This is a genomic window from Streptomyces sp. NPDC098101 (genome assembly GCF_044760185.1).
GTDB lineage: Bacteria > Actinomycetota > Actinomycetes > Streptomycetales > Streptomycetaceae > Streptomyces.
This window is the reverse complement of the sequence record NZ_JBIWAS010000003.1, coordinates 492,061-513,709: the sequence shown is the minus strand read 5'-3', so window position 1 is coordinate 513,709 and position 21,649 is coordinate 492,061. Positions and strand designations below refer to the sequence as shown.

The 21,649-nt window shown below is 72.7% G+C and carries 23 protein-coding genes; 14 read left to right on the top strand and 9 right to left on the bottom strand.

Annotated features, from left to right (window positions below; genetic code table 11):
• Positions 1 to 162 precede the first annotated feature (162 nt).
• Positions 163 to 912 carry a Clp protease N-terminal domain-containing protein gene (locus tag ACIQVI_RS15375; protein ID WP_403595596.1) on the top strand — a complete coding sequence of 250 codons (750 nt, stop codon included), beginning with the start codon at positions 163 to 165 and terminating at the stop codon, positions 910 to 912.
• Positions 913 to 985: 73 nt separating this feature from the next.
• Here ACIQVI_RS15375 and ACIQVI_RS15370 read toward each other — a convergent pair whose 3' ends face one another.
• The 3 genes from ACIQVI_RS15370 to ACIQVI_RS15360 all read right to left on the bottom strand — a co-directional run bounded on the left by ACIQVI_RS15370 (position 986) and on the right by ACIQVI_RS15360 (position 4,004).
• Positions 986 to 1,552: a hypothetical protein gene (locus ACIQVI_RS15370; RefSeq protein WP_403595593.1), complete on the bottom strand. Its 567-nt coding sequence runs from the start codon at positions 1,550 to 1,552 to the stop codon at positions 986 to 988.
• 67 nt (positions 1,553 to 1,619) lie between these two features.
• Complete coding sequence (locus tag ACIQVI_RS15365) at positions 1,620 to 2,258, bottom strand: DUF4328 domain-containing protein (RefSeq protein ID WP_403595590.1); 639 nt, start codon at positions 2,256 to 2,258, stop codon at positions 1,620 to 1,622.
• Between the two features lie 123 nt (positions 2,259 to 2,381).
• A complete protein-coding gene (locus tag ACIQVI_RS15360) occupies positions 2,382 to 4,004 on the bottom strand; it encodes a family 20 glycosylhydrolase (protein ID WP_403595587.1) in 1,623 nt (540 codons plus the stop codon).
• Positions 4,005 to 4,440: 436 nt separating this feature from the next.
• Here ACIQVI_RS15360 and ACIQVI_RS15355 point away from each other — a divergent pair, with 436 nt between their 5' ends.
• The 6 genes from ACIQVI_RS15355 (at position 4,441) to ACIQVI_RS15330 (ending at position 9,201) form a co-directional block, all read left to right on the top strand.
• Positions 4,441 to 4,914, top strand: a complete 474-nt coding sequence (locus ACIQVI_RS15355; protein ID WP_351969166.1) for a 2-oxo-4-hydroxy-4-carboxy-5-ureidoimidazoline decarboxylase — start codon at positions 4,441 to 4,443, stop codon at positions 4,912 to 4,914.
• A gap of 192 nt (positions 4,915 to 5,106) precedes the next feature.
• The gene (gene sdhC / locus ACIQVI_RS15350; protein WP_073809812.1) at positions 5,107 to 5,487 is read left to right on the top strand and encodes a succinate dehydrogenase, cytochrome b556 subunit; all 381 of its coding nucleotides are present in this window, start codon (positions 5,107 to 5,109) and stop codon (positions 5,485 to 5,487) included.
• A gap of 8 nt (positions 5,488 to 5,495) precedes the next feature.
• Positions 5,496 to 5,972, top strand: a complete 477-nt coding sequence (locus ACIQVI_RS15345) for a succinate dehydrogenase hydrophobic membrane anchor subunit (RefSeq protein WP_121832352.1) — start codon at positions 5,496 to 5,498, stop codon at positions 5,970 to 5,972.
• 24 nt (positions 5,973 to 5,996) lie between these two features.
• Positions 5,997 to 7,751, top strand: a complete 1,755-nt coding sequence (gene sdhA / locus ACIQVI_RS15340) for a succinate dehydrogenase flavoprotein subunit (RefSeq protein ID WP_121832351.1) — start codon at positions 5,997 to 5,999, stop codon at positions 7,749 to 7,751.
• On the top strand, positions 7,751 to 8,509 hold the full coding sequence (locus ACIQVI_RS15335; protein WP_015035718.1) for a succinate dehydrogenase iron-sulfur subunit: 759 nt from the start codon (positions 7,751 to 7,753) through the stop codon (positions 8,507 to 8,509). Before sdhA ends, ACIQVI_RS15335 begins: the two co-directional genes overlap by 1 nt.
• A gap of 101 nt (positions 8,510 to 8,610) precedes the next feature.
• Positions 8,611 to 9,201 carry a hypothetical protein gene (locus tag ACIQVI_RS15330; protein ID WP_351969164.1) on the top strand — a complete coding sequence of 197 codons (591 nt, stop codon included), beginning with the start codon at positions 8,611 to 8,613 and terminating at the stop codon, positions 9,199 to 9,201.
• Positions 9,202 to 9,219: 18 nt separating this feature from the next.
• Here the strand turns inward: ACIQVI_RS15330 and ACIQVI_RS15325 are convergent, their stop codons facing one another.
• Entirely contained in the window at positions 9,220 to 9,765 is a 546-nt protein-coding gene (locus tag ACIQVI_RS15325) for a MarR family winged helix-turn-helix transcriptional regulator (RefSeq protein WP_403595580.1), read from the bottom strand.
• Positions 9,766 to 9,867: 102 nt separating this feature from the next.
• On the opposite strand from ACIQVI_RS15325, the gene ACIQVI_RS15320 reads away from it, so the two are divergent.
• Complete coding sequence (locus ACIQVI_RS15320) at positions 9,868 to 11,088, top strand: MFS transporter (RefSeq protein WP_403595577.1); 1,221 nt, start codon at positions 9,868 to 9,870, stop codon at positions 11,086 to 11,088.
• Here the strand turns inward: ACIQVI_RS15320 and ACIQVI_RS15315 are convergent.
• The gene (locus ACIQVI_RS15315) at positions 11,085 to 11,876 is read right to left on the bottom strand and encodes an alpha/beta fold hydrolase (protein ID WP_403595574.1); all 792 of its coding nucleotides are present in this window, start codon (positions 11,874 to 11,876) and stop codon (positions 11,085 to 11,087) included. The genes ACIQVI_RS15320 and ACIQVI_RS15315 overlap by 4 nt on opposite strands.
• Before the next feature lie 123 nt (positions 11,877 to 11,999).
• Here ACIQVI_RS15315 and ACIQVI_RS15310 point away from each other — a divergent pair, with 123 nt between their 5' ends.
• From ACIQVI_RS15310 to ACIQVI_RS15300, 3 genes are all read left to right on the top strand, one after another.
• Complete coding sequence (locus ACIQVI_RS15310; RefSeq protein ID WP_121832346.1) at positions 12,000 to 12,437, top strand: hypothetical protein; 438 nt, start codon at positions 12,000 to 12,002, stop codon at positions 12,435 to 12,437.
• A gap of 93 nt (positions 12,438 to 12,530) precedes the next feature.
• Positions 12,531 to 12,944, top strand: coding sequence for a DCC1-like thiol-disulfide oxidoreductase family protein (locus ACIQVI_RS15305; protein WP_351969160.1), 414 nt, complete (start codon positions 12,531 to 12,533; stop codon positions 12,942 to 12,944).
• A 10-nt stretch (positions 12,945 to 12,954) separates the two neighbouring features.
• The gene (locus ACIQVI_RS15300) at positions 12,955 to 13,671 is read left to right on the top strand and encodes a TetR/AcrR family transcriptional regulator (RefSeq protein ID WP_403595569.1); all 717 of its coding nucleotides are present in this window, start codon (positions 12,955 to 12,957) and stop codon (positions 13,669 to 13,671) included.
• Here the strand turns inward: ACIQVI_RS15300 and ACIQVI_RS15295 are convergent.
• The 3 genes from ACIQVI_RS15295 to ACIQVI_RS15285 form a co-directional block, all read right to left on the bottom strand.
• A complete protein-coding gene (locus tag ACIQVI_RS15295; RefSeq protein ID WP_351970121.1) occupies positions 13,668 to 15,221 on the bottom strand; it encodes an ABC transporter substrate-binding protein in 1,554 nt (517 codons plus the stop codon). The genes ACIQVI_RS15300 and ACIQVI_RS15295 overlap by 4 nt on opposite strands.
• 194 nt (positions 15,222 to 15,415) lie before the next feature.
• Complete coding sequence (locus tag ACIQVI_RS15290) at positions 15,416 to 16,762, bottom strand: metallophosphoesterase (protein ID WP_403595566.1); 1,347 nt, start codon at positions 16,760 to 16,762, stop codon at positions 15,416 to 15,418.
• A 21-nt stretch (positions 16,763 to 16,783) separates the two neighbouring features.
• Positions 16,784 to 17,029 (bottom strand): SCO4848 family membrane protein, encoded by a 246-nt coding sequence (locus ACIQVI_RS15285; protein ID WP_403595563.1) that lies wholly within the window; start codon positions 17,027 to 17,029, stop codon positions 16,784 to 16,786.
• Positions 17,030 to 17,138: 109 nt separating this feature from the next.
• On the opposite strand from ACIQVI_RS15285, the gene ACIQVI_RS15280 reads away from it, so the two are divergent.
• The gene (locus tag ACIQVI_RS15280) at positions 17,139 to 18,389 is read left to right on the top strand and encodes a D-alanyl-D-alanine carboxypeptidase (protein WP_351970119.1); all 1,251 of its coding nucleotides are present in this window, start codon (positions 17,139 to 17,141) and stop codon (positions 18,387 to 18,389) included.
• On the opposite strand, the gene ACIQVI_RS15275 is transcribed toward ACIQVI_RS15280, so the two are convergent.
• The gene (locus tag ACIQVI_RS15275) at positions 18,331 to 19,266 is read right to left on the bottom strand and encodes a YihY/virulence factor BrkB family protein (RefSeq protein WP_403595559.1); all 936 of its coding nucleotides are present in this window, start codon (positions 19,264 to 19,266) and stop codon (positions 18,331 to 18,333) included. The genes ACIQVI_RS15280 and ACIQVI_RS15275 overlap by 59 nt on opposite strands.
• 213 nt (positions 19,267 to 19,479) lie before the next feature.
• On the opposite strand from ACIQVI_RS15275, the gene ACIQVI_RS15270 reads away from it, so the two are divergent.
• On the top strand, positions 19,480 to 20,865 hold the full coding sequence (locus tag ACIQVI_RS15270) for an FAD-dependent oxidoreductase (protein ID WP_403595556.1): 1,386 nt from the start codon (positions 19,480 to 19,482) through the stop codon (positions 20,863 to 20,865).
• Between the two features lie 18 nt (positions 20,866 to 20,883).
• Complete coding sequence (locus ACIQVI_RS15265) at positions 20,884 to 21,639, top strand: decaprenylphospho-beta-D-erythro-pentofuranosid-2-ulose 2-reductase (RefSeq protein ID WP_403595553.1); 756 nt, start codon at positions 20,884 to 20,886, stop codon at positions 21,637 to 21,639.
• Positions 21,640 to 21,649 lie beyond the last annotated feature (10 nt).

Sequence of the window (21,649 nt, the reverse complement as noted above, 5' to 3'; positions counted from 1 at the left end):
ACGACCGGGGCCTCTCCTGTGGGGGGTGGCGGCCCCGGTCGTCTCTCCTTTTCCCCTCCCCTTTCCCCCTTTTCCGGTCTCCGGACCCTCGTGGGCGCGGTACGCCCTCCCGCATGTCAACTGACGGTTGACACCCCTGGGGTGTCAACCTAGGGTTGCCTCATGACGAATCCAGTCGGCCCGACCGTTCCCGTCCGTCTCGACGAACTCATCGAAGCCATCAAGAAGGTCCACCCGGACGCCCTGGAGCAGCTCTCCGGCGCGGTGATCGCGGCGGACCACCTCGGCGACGTCGCCGATCACCTCATCGGCCACTTCGTGGACCAGGCCCGGCGCTCCGGCGCCTCCTGGACCGACATCGGCCGCAGCATGGGCGTCACGCGCCAGGCGGCGCAGAAGCGGTTCGTGCCGAAGGAGCCGGACGCCGAGAAGATGGACCCGAACGCCGGGTTCAGCCGCTTCACGCCCCGCGCGCGGAACGTGGTCATGGCCTCCCAGAACGAGGCCACCGCCGTCGGCAACGCCGAGATCACCCCCTCCCACCTGGTGCTCGGCCTGCTCGTCGAGCCCGAGGGGCTCGCGGCGCACTGGATCGCCTCGCGGGGCGTGACCCCCGACCGGGTGCGCGAGGCCGCGGCCGCGACCCTGCCGCCGGCCGTCGCCGAGCCGCCCGCGCTCGTTCCGTACGACGCGGCGGCGAAGAAGGTCCTGGAGCTGACGTTCCGCGAGGCCCTGCGCCTCGGGCACAACTACGTCGGCACCGAGCACATCCTGCTCGCGCTCCTGGAGCACGAGGACGGGCAGGGCGTGCTGAGCGGACTCGGCCTGGACAAGGCGACGGCGGAGCGGGAGATCTCCGAGGCGGTCGCCTCGATCACGGTCCGGGCCCCCGAGACCGAGCCGGAGGCCTGACCGCCGCCCCGGGGCGGCGGCTGCCCCGGGCGGTAGTCCCCTGGGGCAGCGGTCTTCTCGGGCCGTGACCTCCTCAGGCCGTGGTGCGGGCCCGGCGCGAGACGACCGCGCGCAGTACCCGGCCGCCCTCGACGGAGAGCTCGCGGGCCCGGCGCAGGCCGGTCGGGCCGTGGGCGGCCGATTCGAGGACGGCCCGCTGGCGGCGGAGCTCCCCGGCGAGCAGCGGGCCCGCGCCGTCGGCGTCCCCGGCGCGGCAGCGCTCGACGAGGCCCTCGTCGGCGCCGGCCGCGTCGTACCGTCCGTGCAGGGCGAGGGCGGTGCCGGAGCAGGTGCCGACCCAGGCACGCAGGGCCTCCGGCGACCACTCCGCGGGCGCGGACGCCAGCATCCCGCGCACGGCCTCCGCCGCGTCCCCGCCGCCCCCGGCGTCCAGTTCGACGCGGGCCTTGGCGACGGCCTCGCCCCACGCCCCGCCGTCGGCGCGCGCGACGGCCGCCCAGGCGGGGCGCAGGACGTCGCTCCGGTCGGCGGCGAGCAGCGGGAGGCAGCGGTCGAGACAGGCGAGGCCGGCCGCGGCCAGTGCCCGCTCGTCGGCCCCGTCGATCAGCTCCCGCAGACTCCGGTCGTTCCCCGACGTCATGGACGCCTCCTCGCCACCCGATGTGGACGCGGCGGTTCCCCTTACGTGGCGGGGAGTCGCCTTTTCGTCACTGTGTGGCCGGAATCATGCCAGTGGCCTTGGCGTGCTGCATAGAGGTGAGGCGCCGGACGAAGAGGATCGCGAGGACGGCGGCGGCGATGTCGAGCACGTAGCCCGCGAGGGACCAGGAGGAGGCCGTGATGTAGGCCTCGGCGGTCTCGGCCCGCTTGTACAGCTGCGCGCCGATCCTTTCCACGACCATGTCGGCGACCCAGAACGTCCACCAGGCGTTGAGGAGCGTCAGCTCCCGGGCGCCGTCGGCGGCGTACGGCTGCCACCGGCTGGCCCGCCAGATGTCGGCGGCGATCCCGCGCGGGATCCACAGGTTGGCGAAGGGGATGAACCACCCGCCGATGGCCCAGCCGGGCTTGCGGCCCTGCAGGTCACCGGCCCAGACCTCGGCGTTCTTCCGCAGCCGGTGGAACCAGACGATGAAGACGATCCCGGTCGCCACGTACAGCGTGAGCGCCATGTCGTAGGTGACGTTCAGGTCGAGGGTGCCGAAGACGGCCGGATCGAAGAAGTCCGTGTTGACGTCGGTCGTCAGGAAGCGGAGCTCGATCGCGGCGAACAGGACGTCGAAGACGACGTTGCCCGCCAGCAGGGCCACGACGGCGTGCGAAAGGCCGTTCGGATTGCGGAGCATCAAGACAGGGGTCCCCCCGGGGAAGGTCGGCGCCCCTCCCCGAGGCGCCGACGGCGGCCGTGCGACCGCCGCCGGGGGAACGTACGCGATGCGAAGTCGGTACGTCCATGCCAAAAGCCCTGCTCAGCCGCGCACCCGCTCCGCCAACCCCCTGAACCGCTCCCAGCTCGCCGTCGGCTTCGCCGGGTTCCAGACCTTCTGGGAGAGGGCCGCCAGGGGGAGCCGGATGCCCGCGGCCACCTGGGCCGGGGTCTGGGAGTTCGCCAGGTCGCACCAGACGGCGAAGCGGGCGCCGAGGATCTGGGCGTCGTACTTCGCGGGGACGGGGGCGGTGCCGCGCACCACGAGCGGGGTCCACTGCTCGTAGATCCGGCGGCCTGTGGGGTACGCGAAGTCGTTGGGCTCGCCGAGGACGTAGTAGAGGTACTCGTCGTTGAGGTTGACCATCTTCCGGCCCTGGCTCAGGTACGAGACGGGCGGCCGGGCGCCGATCTCCTTGCCCGTCCAGTACTCGACCTCCAGGTCCTGCGCCGCGTTCACGACCCCGCCCGTGAAGAAGCCGTCGTTCCAGGCCTTGAGGGTCTTGCCGGTGGGGCGGACCACGGCGGCGCGGTCGTTGAGCCAGCCGGTGGCCAGGTCCTGGACCCGGGCGGAGGGCCCGTACTTCGCCTTCGCCGCCTGCGCCAGCTTCGGATAGGTCGCCTCGGGGTTCTTCGCCATGAGGGCCACGTACTCGTCGGCGCCGAGGTGCCAGTACGCGCCGGGGAAGAGCTGGGCGTACTCGCGCAGCAGGTCGTCGACGATCTTCGCCGACTCCGGGTTCGCGATGTCGACGGCGCCGCGCGGGGCCCGGCCGGTCGCGCTGCGGAGCTGGAGGTCCGGGTGGGTGGCGATGACCGCGCCGAGGTGTCCCGGGGAGTCGATCTCGGGGACGACGGTGACGTGCCGCTCGGCGGCGAGGGCGAGGATCCGCCGCACCTCGGCCTTGGTGAGGTGCTGGGCGGAGACCACCTCGGGGTGGCTGTCGGACTCGATCCGGAAGCCCTGGTCGTCGGAGAAGTGCAGCCCGAGCTGGTTGAGCTTGAGGTCGCCCATCTCCCGGATGCGGTCCTCGATCCAGGCGGCCGTGAAGTGCTTGCGGGCGGTGTCGACGTTCAGCCCGCGCTGCGGCTTGGCCGGCCGGTCGTTCACCGTCCCCTCGGGCATCGCGCCGGTCGCCTTCACCGACTGCTTGAGGGTGCGGGTCCCGTAGAAGACCCCGGCCTCGTCGGGCCCGCTGATCCGCACCCGGCCGTCCCGGACGGTCAGGGTGTACGACTCGGGGGCGCCCGTCCCGCCCAGGGCCAGCTCGACGTCCCCGGGCCCGGCGGCGACCGCGCCCCGGTAGGGGATGCCCAGCTCGCCCGCGATCAGCTTCCCCTCGTCCGCGAGGCCCCCGCTGTTCGCGGCGACGACGACCCCGCCCGTGGGCGCCGGCTTCCAGCCGGGGCCCCGGGCGGCCTCGTGGGCGCGGACGGCCGGGACCGTGAGGGGCGCGCTGGAGAGCGGATACGTACGGGTCGGCGTCGGGGTCGGGCTCGGCGAGGGCGGCGCGCCGGTGGGCGACGCGCTCGTGGCCGGGCCGGGGGACGGGGCGGAGGCCGGGCCCGAGGCGGAGCCGCCGGAGCAGGCCGCCGCGGTGGCCAGTGCCACCGAGGTCGCCAGGAGTGCGGGGCCCCGCCGGGGCCCCCGTATGGAGTACCGCATCAATCGGAATCCTCCCCTACGGATGAGGGTCCGGCCAATCGGGCGACGGGGCGGACCGGACGGATGGCGAAATCGGAACCCCCGCATCCGCCGCGGAGGGAACGCCGGAACCCCCGATGCCGTCCACAAGGGAGGCAGCGGCCACGAAGGCGGCGAGGGGGACGATCGTCATGCCGTGTTCACCCACGGTCGGGCGAGCGGAATCCCGGAGTCCATCAGATGTTCCGAAACTCTCCCTTCCGGGTGAAAATCGCGCATCCGTCGGACACTTCCCCCGTCCCGTCGATAACGTTGCGTCACGCCCACCCCACCCGTCCCGGAGTAACCGGAGCCCACGCTGACCAGCGACACCCACACCCCCTGCCGGAAGCCGGGCGCCACGGACACCCCCGCCATACCCGTCCAGCACTCCGCGCCCCGGCACCCCGGCGGCCTCGTGGGCTTCAACGCGGCGGCCCCCGCCGAGGCCGTGGCCCTGCTGCTCTCCTGCTGCCACAGCCTCCGCTGGGCCGAACGGGTGGCGGCCCACCGCCCCTACCCCACGGTGGACGCGCTGCTCGCCGCCGCCGACGAGGCCGGCTACGACCTGCCCCGCGCCGATCTCGACGGAGCCCTGGCCGCCGAGTCCTCCGCGCTGCCGCACCCCGACGCCCCGCCCGCCGCCCGGACCGCGCTGCGGGCCGCGCACGCCGCGTACGAGAGCAGCTTCGGACACGCGTTCGTGATCAGCCTCGACGGAGTGCGCCCCGGGGAGCGGCTCGACCAGGTTCTGGCCGGAATCCGGTCACGTCTCGGCAACGAACCGGAGGAGGAGCGGGTGATCGCGGCCGAGGAACTGCGCCGGCTCGCCCGCGCCCGGCTCGCCTTCCGGCTGGCCGAGGGGCTCACATCCCGACACCCCGGCGCGTGATTCCGTCCGCAATGCGGTGATTCCGGCCTGTGCGATAGCCCGTCCGTGCCTGTTTGATCACACCTATGGACCCCGCGCGAGCGAACCGACAACTCGTCGCTACGATGACCGGGGCCGGTGGACCGTACCCGGCCGGGCCAGACCGACAGAGAAGCCGGCCGGCCCTGATCCCCGCTCCCGGAGGGTTTTTCCGTGCCGGCTGGAACGCTGTACCGCGGCCGGGAAGGAATGTGGAGCTGGGTGGCTCATCGAGTCACCGGCGTCCTCATCTTCTTCTTCCTGTTCGTACACGTCCTTGACACCGCTCTCGTCCGCGTCTCCCCGGAGGCCTACGACGAGGTCGTCGCGACCTACAAGACGCCGATCGTCGCTCTCCTTGAGTACGGCCTCGTCGCCGCCATCCTCTTCCACGCGCTGAACGGCCTCCGCGTCATCGCCGTGGACTTCTGGTCCAAGGGCCCGCGCTACCAGAAGCAGATGCTCTGGACCGTCGTGGGCATCTGGGTCGTGCTGATGGCGGGCTCGCTGTACCCCATCCTCGGGCACGCCGCACGTGAACTGTTCGGGAGCTGACGCCAGACATGTCGACTGACACCACCTCCGCGATCGGCCCCGTCGAGGGCGCCCCCCACTACGACGTGGACAACCCCGCGCCGTACATCGAGGCCCCCCGCAAGCGCACCGGCAAGACCCCGCGCGCGACCCGCGGCAACTTCGAGATGGCCGCGTGGCTCTTCATGCGCCTCTCGGGCGTCGTCCTGGTCGTGCTGGTCCTCGGCCACCTGCTGATCCAGCTCTTCCTGGACGGCGGCGTCTCCAAGATCGGCTTCGCCTTCGTGGCCGGCCGCTGGGCGTCCCCGTTCTGGCAGGTCTGGGACCTGCTGATGCTCTGGCTCGCCATGCTGCACGGCGCCAACGGCCTCCGTACGGTCATCAACGACTACGCGGAGCGGGCCAACACGCGCCTGTGGCTCAAGGGCCTGCTGTACACCGCCACGGTGTTCACCATCCTTCTGGGCACGCTGGTGATCTTCACCTTCGACCCGAACATCCGCTAGGCACGGGGCTGAGGTAATCCACTCATGAAGATCCACAAGTACGACACCGTCATCGTCGGCGCCGGCGGCGCCGGTATGCGCGCCGCCATCGAGGCGACGAAGCGCAGCCGCACCGCCGTGCTCACGAAGCTCTACCCCACCCGCTCCCACACGGGCGCCGCGCAGGGCGGCATGGCCGCCGCGCTGGCGAACGTGGAGGAGGACAACTGGGAGTGGCACACCTTCGACACGGTCAAGGGCGGTGACTACCTGGTCGACCAGGACGCCGCCGAGATCCTGGCGAAGGAGGCCATCGACGCCGTCCTCGACCTGGAGAAGATGGGCCTGCCGTTCAACCGCACCCCGAACGGCACCATCGACCAGCGCCGCTTCGGCGGCCACTCCCGCAACCACGGCGAGGCCCCGGTCCGCCGGTCCTGCTACGCCGCGGACCGCACCGGCCACATGATCCTCCAGACGCTGTACCAGAACTGCGTCAAGGAGGGCGTGGAGTTCTTCAACGAGTTCTACGTCCTGGACCAGCTGATCACCGAGGTCGACGGGGTCAAGCACTCCGCGGGCGTCGTCGCCTACGAGCTGGCCACCGGCGAGATCCACATCTTCCAGGCGAAGGCCGTGATCTACGCCTCCGGCGGCACCGGCAAGTTCTTCAAGGTGACCTCCAACGCGCACACCCTGACCGGTGACGGCCAGGCCGCCTGCTACCGCCGCGGCCTGCCCCTGGAGGACATGGAGTTCTTCCAGTTCCACCCGACGGGCATCTGGCGCATGGGCATCCTGCTCACGGAGGGCGCCCGCGGCGAGGGCGGCATCCTGCGCAACAAGGACGGCGAGCGCTTCATGGAGAAGTACGCGCCGGTCATGAAGGACCTCGCGTCCCGTGACGTCGTCTCCCGCTCCATCTACACGGAGATCCGCGAGGGCCGCGGCTGCGGTCCCGAGGGCGACCACGTCTACCTGGACCTGACGCACCTCCCGCCGGAGCAGCTGGACGCCAAGCTCCCGGACATCACCGAGTTCGCCCGTACGTACCTCGGCATCGAGCCGTACACGGACCCGATCCCGATCCAGCCCACCGCGCACTACGCCATGGGCGGCATCCCGACCAACGTCGAGGGCGAGGTCCTCTCGGACAACACCACCGTCGTCCCGGGCCTGTACGCGGCCGGCGAGGTCGCCTGCGTGTCGGTGCACGGCGCCAACCGCCTCGGCACCAACTCGCTGCTCGACATCAACGTCTTCGGCAAGCGGTCCGGCATCGCCGCGGCCGAGTACTCCGCCAAGGCCGACTTCGTCGAGCTGCCGGAGAACCCGGAGTCCCTCGTCGTCTCGCAGATCGAGAAGCTGCGCAACTCCACGGGCAGCGAGCGGGTCGCCGACCTGCGCCGCGAGCTCCAGGAGACGATGGACGCCAACGTGATGGTGTTCCGCACGGAGCAGACCATCAAGACGGCCGTCGAGAAGATCGCCGAGCTGCGCGAGCGCTACGAGAACGTGTCCATCCAGGACAAGGGCAAGCGCTTCAACACCGACCTCCTGGAGGCCATCGAGCTGGGCAACCTGCTCGAACTGGCCGAGGTCATGGCCGTCTCGGCCCTGGCGCGCAAGGAGTCCCGCGGCGGTCACTACCGCGAGGACTACCCGAACCGCGACGACGTCAACTTCATGCGTCACACGATGGCGTACCGCGAGGTCGGCAAGGACGGCTCCGAGACCGTGCGTCTCGACTACAAGCCGGTCGTCACGACCCGCTACCAGCCGATGGAGCGTAAGTACTGATGGCTACTCCCGTACTGGACAAGGTCGAGAAGGACTCCGCCGCCTCCCCGTACATCACGGTCACGATGCGGATCCGCCGCTTCAACCCCGAGGTGTCGGACGCGTCGGTCTGGGAGGACTTCCAGATCGAGATCGACCCCAAGGAGCGCGTGCTCGACGCCCTCCACAAGATCAAGTGGGACGTCGACGGCACGCTGACCTTCCGCCGGTCGTGCGCGCACGGCATCTGCGGCTCGGACGCGATGCGGATCAACGGCAAGAACAGGCTCGCCTGCAAGACGCTGATCAAGGACATCAACCCCGAGAAGCCGATCACGGTCGAGGCCATCAAGGGCCTGACGGTCCTGAAGGACCTGGTCGTGGACATGGAGCCGTTCTTCCAGGCGTACCGGGACGTCATGCCGTTCCTGGTCACCAAGGGGAACGAGCCGACCCGCGAGCGCCTGCAGTCCGCCGAGGACCGCGAGCGCTTCGACGACACCACCAAGTGCATCCTGTGCGCCGCGTGCACGTCGTCCTGCCCGGTCTTCTGGAACGACGGCCAGTACTTCGGTCCGGCCGCGATCGTCAACGCGCACCGCTTCATCTTCGACTCGCGCGACGAGGCCGGTGAGCAGCGCCTGGAGATCCTGAACGACAAGGACGGAGTGTGGCGCTGCCGCACCACGTTCAACTGCACGGACGCCTGCCCGCGTGGCATCGAGGTCACCAAGGCGATCCAGGAAGTGAAGCGCGCGCTGATCACGCGTCGCTTCTGAACCACGGTACGGCGGTTGAGCCCGCTTCTGTACGCTCGGCGTGCGGAGGCGGGCTTTTCCGTCCGCACGCGCACGTGTGTCGTTGTGGAGAGCGGGGACTGATGAGCGAGCCGAACCCTTACGCGGAGGGCGAGTACAAGTGGGGCCCGGGGCAGCCCCCGGGGCAGGGCGGCGCGCCCGGGACGCCGGGGTACGGGTACCCGCAGGGCGCGGCCCCCGGCTACGGGTATCCGCACGGCGCGACCCCGGCGTACGGGCATCCGCAGGCCCCGGGCTACCAGCCGACGCTGGCCGAGGGCGTGGCCCTGCCGCCCGTGCCGCACCCGTTCCCGCAGGCGCCGGCCGGGGCCGCGCCGGTGCTCGCGCTCGGCGACATCACGGTCGTCGGGGACCAGATCATCACCCCGGCGGGGGCGATGCCCCTGAAGGGCGCGGTGTGGAACGCGATGGACATGTCGCGGACCGAGGAGAAGATCCCGACGGCCGCGATCGTGCTCGCGATCGTCTTCGCGCTGCTGTGCCTGGTGGGCCTGCTGTTCCTCCTGATGAAGGAGAAGAAGACCACGGGCTTCATCCAGGTCACCGTGACCAGCGGGGGCCGCCACCACGCGACGATGATCCCGGCAACGGGCCCGGACACCATCCACTGGGTGATGGGGCAGCTCAACTTCGCGCGCTCGCTGAGCGTCTGACGGGCCGTCCCGCCGGGGTCAGCCGCGCCAGGAGTCGGGGGCGTCCCCCGACTCCGCCGCGACCATGACCCTGCGCAGCATGTCGTTGAGCAGGGTGCGCTCCTCGGGGGTGAGGACGCCCAGGAGCCGGTACTCCTCGTGGCCGAGGACGTCCATCGCGCCGAGCCAGGTCTCGCGGCCGGCGGCGGTCAGCTCGACGACGACCCGGCGCCGGTCGGTGGTCGACTGGGTGCGGCGGACGAAGCCGCGCTTCTCCAGGGCGTCGAGGCGGCCCGAGACGGAGGCGGGGGCCAGGTCGAGGTCCTGCGCGAGCTCGGAGGGGGCGGCGCTGCCGCCGCGCCCGGCCAGCTTGTGGAGCGTGTCGAACTCGTGGCGCTCCAGGTCGAAGTCGACGAGCGACTGCTCCCTGACCCGGCGCAGATGGACCGAGAGCTTCTTCATCCGGGTGACCGCGCCCTCGACGACGGGGTCGAGTCCGGGGAGGACGGGCTGCCAGCGGGCGACGTGCCCGTCGGTCCAGTCGCGCCGTTCCGAGGGGGCGGGGGGCGCGGGGGTGGGGTCCATGGGGCGATCGTACGTCGGGTCGGAGCACCTCCACCCCTCCAAGTGTTTCGGTACCTAATATTTCGTTGACGAATCATTAGGTACCGAAATACTCTTCGGGCCATGCCCGCCGCCCCCGCCGCCACGGCGCCCGCACCCGCCCCCCACCCCCTGCGCACCCGCTCCTTCCGGCTCCTCTTCACCGGCCGCGCCCTCTCCCTCCTCGGCGACGCCGCCATCCCCGCCGCCCTGGCCCTCGCCGTCCTGGAGGCCACCGGCTCCACCGCGGCGCTCGCCCTGGTCCTGGGCTGCGCGATGGTCCCCAAGCTGCTCCTGCTGCCGCTGGGCGGTGTCGTCGGCGACCGGTTCGACGCGCGGACGGTCGCGCTGACCACCGACCTCGTGCGCTGCGCCACCCAGCTGCTCGTCGGCGTCCAGCTCCTCGGCGGCTCCCCCGGCCTCGCCGTGCTCGCGGTCGCGGAGGCCTTCGGCGGGGCCGCCGGGGCCTTCGCCATGCCGACCGGGGCGCCCCTGGTGAAGGGCACGGTGGAGGCCGGGGCGCTGCACCGGGCCAACGCGGCGATGAGCGCGGCCCAGAGCGCCGCCCGGCTCGCGGGCCCGGCACTCGCGGGCACGCTGGTCCTGACGGTGGGCGCGGGCTGGGCGTTCGTCCTGGACGCGGCGACCTTCGGGCTCAGCGCCCTGCTCCTGCTCGCCGTCCGGGTGGAGCGGGTGCCGATCCCCCGCCGTTCGCTCCGCGCCGACCTCGCCGAGGGCTGGCGGGAGGTCCGCTCCCGGGACTGGTACTGGACCAGCCTGGTCGGCCACAGCGCCTGGAACGGCGCCGCGGCCGTCCTGATGACCCTCGGGCCCGCGATCGCCGTGCAGCGGCTCGGCGGCGGCACCACCTGGGTCGTCCTCCTCCAGGTCGGCGCCGTCGGCTTCCTCGCCGGGGCGCTGCTCGCCGACCGCTTCACCCCCCGGCGCCCGGTCCTGACCGCGAACCTCGGGCTCGCCACGTACGCGCTGCCGCTGGTCCTGCTCGCCGCGGCCGCGCCCGCGCCGGTGACGATCGCGGCCTACGGGCTCGCGCAGGCGGGCCTCGGCTTCCTGTCGCCGGTCTGGCAGACCGCCGTCCAGCGCGCGGTGCCCGCCCACGCGCTCGCCCGCGTCACCTCGTACGACTGGCTGCTCTCGCTGGCCGCGATGCCGCTCGGCTACGCCCTGGCCCCGCTCGCGGCCTCGGCCTGGGGCCCCGAAGTGCCCCTGCTCGCCGCCGCGGTGGTGGTGGGCGGCTGCTGCCTGGGGACGGCGCTGGTGCCGGGCGTACGGAAGTTCACCTAGGGGGCGTCTCGGGGCGCGGTCGGCGCCAGGGCCTCCGCGAGGAAGGCGGTGAGGAGGCGGGCGGTCTCCTCCGGGCGCTCCAGGGCGGGGAGGTGGCCGGCCCAGTCGAGGTCGACGCGGCGGGCGGCGGGCAGCAGACGGGTCAGTTCGTCGGCGACGGCCCGGAAGTCGGGGAGGTCGTGGGCGCCGACGGCCACCAGGGCGGGGGCCGGGATGCGGGCGATCTCGTCCCGGGTGACCTCGGGGTCGACCGGGTCGTACTCCTCGGGGGCGGCGAGCTGCACGGCGAAGGCGCGGCGCTGCATCTCCCGGACGAGGGCGCGGGCCTCGTCCCCGGCCTCGGGGCCGAGCCAGGTGTCGACGTTCAGCTCGACGGCGGCGTCGACGTCGCCCGCGTCGAGGAGTGCGTCCTCGCGGTCGCCCCAGGCCTCCAGCTCCGCGCTCGGCTCCATGCCCGGGATGCCGGAGCCGAGCAGGGCGAGGGCCGAGACGCGTCCGGGGTGGCGGGCGGCGAACTCCAGGGCGACCTCGCCGCCGAAGGAGGAGCCGACGACGGCGGCGCGGTCGGCGCCGAGGTGGTCGAGGAGGTCCCGGACGTCCTCCGCGTGGGTGTGCGGGGCGTCGACCGGGGTCTCGCCGAAGCCGCGCAGGTCGCAGCGGACGACACGGTGCCCCGCCTCGGCGAGCGCGGAGAACTGCGCGTCCCACATCCGGCGGTCGCAGACCCCGGAGTGCAGCAGGACGACGGTCGAGGGGCCGGTTCCGGCCAGGTCATGAAAGAGCGTCACCCTGCGACCCTAGACGCCCGGGGTGGGGGCGGCCACCCCTTTCCCCTGGGACTTGAACACGTTCAAGAAGAGGTCTACAGTCATGACCGCCAGCTTTTGAACGCGTTCAAGGGAGGGTGGGGCATGGACCTCACTGTCGTCGCGTACATCGTCTACCTGCTGATCAGCGTGGCCCTCACCGTCTGGGTCGCCCGCACCCTCAGCCGCAACGGAAGGATCTTCCTGGCCGACGTCCTGCACGGGAACGAGAAGCTCGCGGAGGCCGTCAACCACCTCCTGGTGGTCGGCTTCTACCTCGTCAACTTCGGCTTCGTCGCCCTCTACCTGAGCCAGGACGCCGCCGTCCTCGACGCCCGGGCCCTCTTCGAGGCCCTCTCGGTCAAGCTCGGGGTCGTGCTGCTCGTCCTCGGCGTGATGCACCTCGGGAACGTCTACGTGCTCAACAAGATCCGCCGGCGCGGGGTCATGGAGCGCGAGCAGGTGCCGCCGGTCGGCCCGCAGGGCTGGACCGCGCCCCCCAAGGGCGGCCCCTGGGCCCCGCCCGCGCCGCAGCAGGGCTGAACCGCCGTGCCGACCGCACCCGGAGGGGGCGCTCCCGAGCGGAGCGCCCCGGCGCCGGCTCCCGTACCGCCGGCCCCCGTCGTACGGACGCCCGTGAAGCGCCTGACCGTGCTGTACGACGCCGACTGCCCGCTCTGCGTGCACCTGCGGCACTGGCTGCTGCGGCAGCGGCAGCTCGTCCCGCTCGACCTGGTTCCGGCCGGGTCCCAGGAGGCCCGGCGCCGCTTCCCGGCCCTCGACCACGCCGCCACTCTGCGGGAGATCACCGTGGTCGGGGACCGGGGCCAGGTCTACCGCGAGACCGCCGCCTGGATCGTCTGCCTCTGGGCGCTGGCCGAGCACCGGCCCAGGGCCCACTGGCTGGCCACCCCCGCCGGGCAGCCCTTCGCCCGGATGACCGTCCTGGCCGCGGCGAAGTGGCGCGAGGCCCTCAAGGGGCCCGGGAACGGCACCGGACCGGACGGCTGCGCGGACGGGCGCTGCGAGGTGCCCGGTCCGCCCGGTTAGGCTCGGCTCCGTGAAGGACGTGAAGGAAGAGAAGAAGGCCCCCAAGAGCGAGCAGACCCGCACGCTCATCCTCGAAACCGCGCTCCGGCTGTTCAGGGACCGCGGCTACGACAAGACGACGATGCGGGCCATCGCCCAGGAGGCCGGGGTCTCCGTCGGCAACGCGTACTACTACTTCTCTTCCAAGGAGCACCTGGTCCAGGGCTTCTACGACCGGATCGCCGAGGAGCACCAGGCGGCCGTGGAGCCCCTCCTGGCCGGGGGCGAGAAGGACCTGACGGCCCGGATCCGCGGGGTCTACCTCGGCTGGCTGGACATCGCGGAGCCGTACCACGAGTTCGCGGCCCAGTTCTTCAAGAACGCCGCCGACCCGGACAGCCCGCTCAGCCCGTTCTCGCCCGAGTCGGAGGGGCCGCGCGAGGCGGCGATCGAGGTGCACCGGCGCGTCATCTCCGGCGCCTCGGTGAAGCCCGACCCGGAGCTGACCGAGGCGCTGCCGCAGCTGCTGTGGCTCCAGCAGATGGGCCTGGTGCTCTTCTGGGTGTACGACCGGTCGGAGGGGGCCGCCAACAGCCGGCGGCTCGTGGAGCGGCTCGCGCCGGTCACCGCCCGCGCGATCTCGCTCTCCCGCTTCCGGATCCTGCGCCCGCTGGTCAAGGAGACCCACGAGCTGCTCGCCGACTTCATGCCGACGGCGGCCGGAATGGCGGCCTCGGGCAGGCCCTAGATCCAGCTCAGTTCCCACAGGCGCCAGATGCCGGTGCCGTCCGTCAGGTACTGGGAGCCCGCGACCGCCTCCGTGGACAGGACGTAGTCCTTCTTCTGCCACAGCGGCACGAGCGGGACGTCGGCGGCGACCTCGCTCTGGATCTCCTTGAAGTCGCCGGTCGCCCGCGAACGGTCGCTGAGCTGCTGCGTCGAGGCGATCAGGGTGTCGATCCGCTTGCTGGAGAACCCGTTGTGCAGGGTGTTCCCGGTGCCGACGAGCGGCGCGGTGAAGCTGTCGGAGTCGGGGAAGTCGGGGAGCCAGCCGACGGTGTACGCGTCGAAGGCGCCCTTCGCGTACTGCTTCTGGAAGTCCTCCCACTTGACCTCGACGGTCTCGACCTCGAAGAGGCCGGTCTCCTCCAGCTGCCGCTTGATCTCGGTGGTCTCGGCGGCGTAGGTGTCGTCCTTGCGGAAGCCGAAGGTGAACTTCACCGGGGTCGTGACCCCGGCCTCCTTCAGGATCTTCTTCGCCTTCGCGCCGCTGGGCTCCGGGTAGAGGTCGTAGAACGCGGTGCTGTGGCCGACGAAGCCCTGCGGGATGAGGGAGTACAGCGGCTCGACCGTGCCCTTGTAGGCGCCGGTGGTGATCGCCGGGCGGTCGAGGACCGCCGCGACGGCCTGGCGCACGGCCTTGTCCGCCATGGGCGTGCCGGGCCGGACGTTGAAGTTGATGTTGCGGATCTCGGCGCTCTCCGCCTCGGTGACCCGGGTGCCGTCGGCGGTCTCCAGCGTGGAGACGAACTCCGGCGGGAGCTGCCGGTGCGTCACCTGGACGTCCTTCGCCTTCCAGGCGCCGGCCAGCTCCTCGGACTTGGCGTAGTACTTCACGAGGACCGGGCGGCCGGCCTTGGTGATGGCGCCCTTGTAGCGCGGGTTGGGCTCCAGGAGGGCGGACTCGCCCGGCTTGTACTCCTTGAGGACGTACGGCCCCGAGCCGTCGACCGCCTGGTCGGCGCGCAGCTTCTTCTCCGGGTAGTGGTCGCGGTCCACGATCGACCCGGCGCCGGTGGCCAGCTTCAGCGGGAACGTGACGTCCTTGGCGCTGAGGTGGAAGGTGACGGTGCGGCCCTCGGAGTCGACGCTCTTCAGGGTCGGGAAGAGCGGCTGCGGGCCGACGTCCGTCTTCATCCCCAGCATCCGCTCGAAGGAGTACTCGACGTCCTCGGCGGTCACCTTGCGCCCGTTGGAGAAGGTGAGGTCGTCGCGGAGCGTGCAGCGGTACGTGGTGAGGCCGGTGCCCGCGAAGCCGCAGCTCTCGGCGGCGTCCGGGACCGGCTCGGTGAAGCCCGGCTTGAACGTCAGGAGGGACTGGTAGACGTTGCTGTAGATCGCCCAGGAGCCGGCGTCGTACGCGCCGGCCGGGTCGAGCGAGGTGATCTCGTCGGTGGTGCCGACGGCGATCGGATCGGTCCTGTCGCCGTCGGAGGGGAGGAGTTGCCAGCCCCCCACCCCGGCCGCCACCAGTACTCCACAAGTGATGAGGATCCGCAGACGGACCGTCGACCGCATTGCCGTGCTTCCTTTTTTTGGTGCCACCCCAGATGCGACGACCCCCCGGCAACGTCGCGATGGCGTCATCCCATCACACGGTTTTCACAAGTGGAAGAGGAAACTTTCACACGACAGGTATATGTCCGGGATATGAGAATTTAAGCCGATGAGCAGCACGTATCACTCTCGGTGCGGGGAGTGACCGGCCCCGATTACGCCTGTTTCGAGGCGAGTTCGACGACGGTGATGTCGGAGGGCGCGCCGACCCGGACGGGGGGTCCCCAGGCGCCCGCGCCCCGCGAGACGTACAGCTGGGTGTCGCCGTACCGTTCGAGCCCGGCGACGGTCGGGTTGGCCAGATCGGCGAGGTACTCGCCGGGCCAGAGCTGGCCGCCGTGGGTGTGGCCGGAGAGCTGGAGGTCCACGCCGTGGCGCACGGCGTCGTGGACGACGATCGGCTGGTGCGCGAGGAGGACGGCGGCGCGGGCCCGGTCGCGGTCGCCGAGGGCCCGGCCGAAGTCGGGGCCCTGCCCCTCGCTCTCGCCCGCGACGTCGTCGACGCCCGCGAGGTCGAAGCCTGCGGCGATCTCCAGGCGCTCGTTGCGCAGCGGGCGCAGGCCGAGTTCGCGGACGTGGTCGACCCAGGCGTCGGCGCCCGAGAAGTACTCGTGGTTGCCGGTCACGAAGAAGGAGCCGTGGCGGGCACGGAGCCGTGCGAGCGGCTCGGCGGCGGGGCCGAGGTCCTCGACGGTGCCGTCGACGAGGTCGCCGACGATCGCGATCAGGTCGGGCTGGGTGGAGTTGACCGTGTCCACGATGCGCTGAGTGTGGGCGCGGCCCAGGATCGGGCCCAGGTGGACGTCGGAGACGACGGCGATCCGGTAGCCGTGCGCGGCGCGCGGGATCTTGGCGAGCGGCACGGTGACCCGCTTGACGCGGGGTCCGCGCAGCACGCCGTACGTGCCGTACCCGACGGTCCCGAGCGCGACGGCGGCGGCGGTGCCGCCGACGACCCGGGAGACGAAGAGACGGCGGGAGGGGTCGGCGGGGCCCCGACCTGCCGGGCCGGTCGTGGCGTCCGTCGCGGGGGCCGGGTCGGGCGTGGCGTCCGGCACGGGGGCCGGGTCCGCCGGGACGGTCTCGGCGGGCGCGGAGTCCGGGGCGGTCTGCGCGGCCGGCACCGGTACGGGCGCGGGCTCGGGGACCACCGGAGCGGGCGCGGGGGCGGCGGCGGCCGGTGCCCGGCGGGCGAGCCAGGCGCGCAGGAGCGGGCGGACCGTCTCGCCCGCCACCAGGGCCAGGACCAGGTACAGGAGCACGGCGAGCCACATCTGCCCCGGCCAGGCGATCACCTGCTGGACCGGGAAGGGCACGCCAGCCCGGGCGGAGACCAGGGCCGCGAGCGAGAGCAGCGGCAGGACCACGACGGCGGCCGTGCCCAGGCGGCGCGGCAGGCCGCCGGGCGCCGTCACGTCCCGGACGAGCCGCCGCCACACGTACCAGTGGACGCCGCCGAGCAGCGCGAGGACCACGACCAGGACCAGCAGGAAGACGACCACGCCCCGGAACTCCTTCTTCTTCTAGGCGCCCGTGCGGCGCGCGGCGCGCACCCCGCGCAACCCGAGGACGCCGATCACCGTCCCCAGGACAAAGGACGTGACGGCAAGCAGCAGATGAACCCAGAAGTAGGCCGTCGGGTCGCCCGCCTCGTCGAAGGCGAGGCCGCTCCCGTCGTTCCAGAGGTTCTTGACGAAGGTGATCCAGATGAACCAGCTCCACACCCCGAACGCGAGCAGGAACCAGGAGACGCGACGGCTGAGCTTCATGTCCCCAGTATCGCCGTCGGCCTCCCGAGCCCCGCGTCCGGGTGGACGGGTGGGTTCGAACCGCCTGCCGGAGTTCGGATCTCTGTTCCGTACCTGTACGTTCACGACCGTGTCTGCTTCGAAGAAGACCGCTTGGGCGGTCGCCGCTGCTGTGTTCCTTCCGTTCGTCCTCGCCGCGCCCGCCCACGCGGACGGGAAGGACGCCCAGGACACGCAGCCCAAGCCGCCCCTCTCCATGTCCAAGGTCGGCGGCGAGCTGCTCGGCGTGCCCGGTACGCAGGTGCGGCTCGGGGCCGGGGCGCCGGTGCTGCCCAAGGAGCTGTCGGCCCGGTCCTGGATCGTGGCGGACGCGGAGAACGGGGAGGTCCTCGCCGCGCACAACGCGCACTGGCCGCTCGCCCCCGCCTCCACCCTGAAGATGCTCTTCGCGGACGCCCTGCTGCCCAAGTTCCCCAAGACGCGGAACCACCTGGTCACCACCCAGGACCTGGCGGGCATAGGGGAGGGCTCCAGCCTGGTCGGCGTCAAGGAGAAGCAGACCTACAGCGTCCACGACCTGTGGCTCGGCGTCTTCCTGCGCTCCGGCAACGACGCCGTGCACGTCCTGACGAACATGAACCACGGCCTGGAGCGGACCGTGAAGGACATGAACGACCACGCCGCCGAGCTCCAGGCGCTCGACACCAAGGTGGTCACCCCGGACGGCTACGACGCCCCGGGCCAGGTCTCCTCCGCGTACGACCTCACCCTCATCGCCCGCAACGGCATGACGAAGCCGGACTTCCGCGAGTACGCCGCCACCCCCCGCGCCGCCTTCCCCGGCATAAAGAAGCCGGGCGACAAGAAGCGCGAGACCTTCGAGATCCAGAACACCAACCGGCTGCTCACGGGCGACTTCGGCGTCCCGCCGTACCAGGGCATCGCCGGGGTCAAGAACGGCAACACCACGCACGCGGGCGCGACCTTCACGGGGGTCGCGGAGCGGAACGGCAGGGTGCTGCTCGTCACCGTCATGAACCCGTCCTCGAAGGAGCAGCACGCGGTCTACCGGGAGACCGCCCGGCTGTTCGACTGGGGCTTCGCCGCGCTCGGGAAGGTGCGGCCGGTGGGCGAGCTGGTGCCGCCGCGCTCGGCCCGTACGGAGACGTCCGCGCCGGTCGGCGCGAAGGAGCCCGCGTCCGGCGGGAGCGACCCGGCGCGGCCCGTCCAGGCGGTCGCGGCCGGGAGGTCCGGCGGGGTCGGGACCGCGCTGGCCGTGACGGGCGGGGTCCTGGTGCTCCTGGCGGGCGCCGGGTTCCTGGTCAACCGCCGCTGGCCGCAGGCCGCGGCCCGCCGCCGGGACCGGGACGGGGATCGCTAGCCTCCCCGAAGTCGGGGTCCGGCTCCTTGCGGGGTTCGGCCGTGGCCGTCCAGGCCGCGCAGAACAGCAGCAGCTTCGCGGTGAGGTTGATCCAGAGCAGCAGGGCGACGGGGACGCCGAATGCCCCGTACATCGACTTCGCCGCGACCCCCTTCATGTAGCCGCCGAGCAGCAGCTTGAGGAGCTCGAAGCCGACCGCGCCCATGAGCGCGGCCACCACGAGCGCCCGGCGGGGCGGCTCGACGCCGGGCAGCAGGGACAGGACGTACAGCAGGATCAGGAAGTCGGCGACGACGCCGACGAGGACGGCGGCGGTCTGGAGCAGGACGCCGCCCGCCCCGCCCTCGGAGACGCCGATCCGCTCGGCGCTCCAGCCGACGGCGGTGGAGCCGAGCCAGGAGGCGGCGAGCGAGGCGAGGGCGACGCCGCCGAGGCCGATCAGGATCAGCGCGTCCTTGCCCTTGAGCAGGACCGGGTTGCCCTCGATGTCGTCGAGGCCCCACACCGCGCGCAGGCACTCCCGCATGGAGCCGATCCAGCTGATGCCGGTGAAGAGGAGCAGGGCGCCGGCGACGAGGCCGACGGTGCCGGCGTTGTCGACGAGCGCGCCGATGTTCAGCTGGTCGGAGATGCCGGGGACCTGCTCGCCGATCTTGTCCTCGATCCGGTCGAGCTGATCGTCGCTGAGGAGCGCGGCGCCAACCGCGGCGGCGACGGTGATCAGCGGGAAGAGGGCGAGGAAGGAGAGGAAGGTGATGGCGGCGGCGAGCCGGGTCCAGTGGGCCCGGTCCAGGGTCTCGTACGCGTGCCAGGCGTGGGTGCGCATGAAACGGGCGACCCAGGGGCCGATGACGGGGAGCTTGGTCAGCCAGTCCATGTCGTGCGTGTACCCCTCGATCCGTGCGCTGCGCGGGTGACCGGAGTACGAGAATCCCCCCATCGGGGCGGTCCATGCGCGATCGACATGGCGTCGGGCGCCGGGTTTTCCCCTCCGGCCGTCCCCGGTCGGATCATCAGCCCTTTCGACGAACCGTCACGTCGCGCGGTGCAATAACGACATAGGGGGCATTGACGCCTATACGGTCTGCCCATGGCTGTCGAGACCCGCGTCCCGGACGACGACTGCGAAGCCCTCACCGGCTGGGGCCGCACCGCCCCCACCCTCGCGCGCGTGCACCGGCCGCGCAGCCCCGCCGAGGCGGCCGCCGGGGTGACCGCCGCCCTCCGCTCCCCCGGCGCCCGGGGCGTGATCGCCCGCGGCCTCGGGCGCGCCCCCGGCGACGCCGCCCGGAACGCGGGCGGCACCGTCCTCGACATGACCGGCCTCGACCGGATCCGCGCCGTGGACGCGCGCGCGGGGCTCGTCGACTGCGAGGCGGGCGTCAGCCTGCACCGGCTGATGGAGGTCCTGCTGCCGCTCGGCCGGTTCGTCCCGGTCGTGCCCGCCACCCGGTACGTGACGGTCGGCGGCGCGATCGCCGCCGACGTCCACGGCGGGAACCAGCACGTCGCCGGGTCCTTCGGCCGGCACGTGGTCTCGCTCGAACTCCTCACCGCCGACGGGGAGACCAGGACCGTCCTGCCCGGCACCCCGCTCTTCGACGCCACCACCGGCGGCCTGGGCCTGACCGGCGTGATCCTCTCCGCCGTCCTGCGGCTGCCGGCCGTCGAGACCTCCCTGATGACGGTGGACACCGGGCGCGCCCGCGACCTCGACGCGCTCCTCGCCCTGCTCGCCGACGGCGACCACCGGTACGAGCACTCCACCGCCCGGGTCGACCTGCTCGCCCGGGGCGCCGCCACCGGCCGCGCCGTCCTCACGCGCGGGAACCCCACCCCGTACGACGCGCTGCCCCGCCGGCACCCGGCCCGCCGCGCGCCGCTCGCCTTCCGGCCCGCCCGGCTGCCCGCCCCGCCGCCGTACGTCCCCGGCGGGCTGCCCGGCGCCTGTGCCGGGCTCTTCCACGCGCTCTGGCACCGGGCCGCGCCCCGCGCCGCCACCGGCCGGCTCCGGCCGCTGTCGGGCGTCTTCCACCCGCTCGACGCCGTCCCCCACTGGAACCGGCTGTACGGGCCCGAGGGCTCCGTCCCGTACCGGTTCGTCCTCCCGTACGGGCGGGAGGAGACGCTCCGGGGGATCGTGCGGCGGATCGCGGACCGGCGCTGGCCGCTCCTGCCCGCCGCCCTCAAGCGGTTCGGTCCGGGCGGTCCCGGCCTCCTCTCCTTCCCGCTGCCCGGCTGGTGCCTGGCCCTCGACCTGCCCACCGGGCTCCCCGGGCTCGGCGCCTTCCTCGACGCGCTCGACGAGGAGGTCGCGGACGCGGGCGGCCGGGTGTGCCTGGCCGGGGACGCGCGGACGCGGCCGGAGGTGCCGGCCGCGACGTACCCGCGGCTCGGCGAGTTCCGGGCGCTGCGGGCCGCGCTCGACCCCCGGTCCGTCCTCGTCTCGGACCTCTCCCGCCGCCTCGGTCTCTAGAACCCCCAGGAGCTGATCGTGAAGGACGCCTTCGGCGCACCGCAGTCCCTGCTCGTCCTCGGCGGCACCTCCGCGATCGGGCTCGCCACGGCCCGCCGGATGATCGCCCGGCGCACCCGTACCGTCCACCTGGCCGGCCGCCCCTCCCCCGCCCTCGACGCCTCCGCCGCGTCGCTGCGGGCCCTGGGGGCCGAGGTGCGGACCGTCCCCTTCGACGCGCTCGACCCCGGGTCGCACGAGGAGCGGCTCGGCGCGGTCTTCGCGGCGGGCGACGTCGACCTGGTGCTGCTCGCCTTCGGGGTCCTGGGCGACCAGGCGCGCGACGAGTCCGACCCGGTGGCCGCCGCCCGGGTCGCCGGGACCAACTACACCGGCGCCGTCTCGGCGGGCCTGGTGTGCGCGGGCGCGCTCCAGGCGCAGGGGCACGGCTCGCTCGTGGTGCTCTCCTCGACGGCGGCCGAGCGGGCCCGCCGCGCCGACTTCATCTACGGCTCCTCGAAGGCCGGCCTCGACGCCTTCGCCCAGGGGCTCGGGGACGCCCTGCACGGCACCGGGGCGCACGTGATGGTGGTGCGGCCCGGGTTCGTGCGCTCGCGGATGACGGCGGGGCGCCCGGAGGAGCCGTTCGCGACCACCCCGGAGGAGGTCGCGGCCGCGATCGAGCGGGGGCTGCGGCGCCGCTCGGAGACGGTGTGGGTGCCGGGGGCGCTGCGGCTGGTGACGGCGGCGGTGCGGCACGTGCCGAGGCCGCTGTACCGGCGGCTGCCGGTGTGAGCCCTCCGGC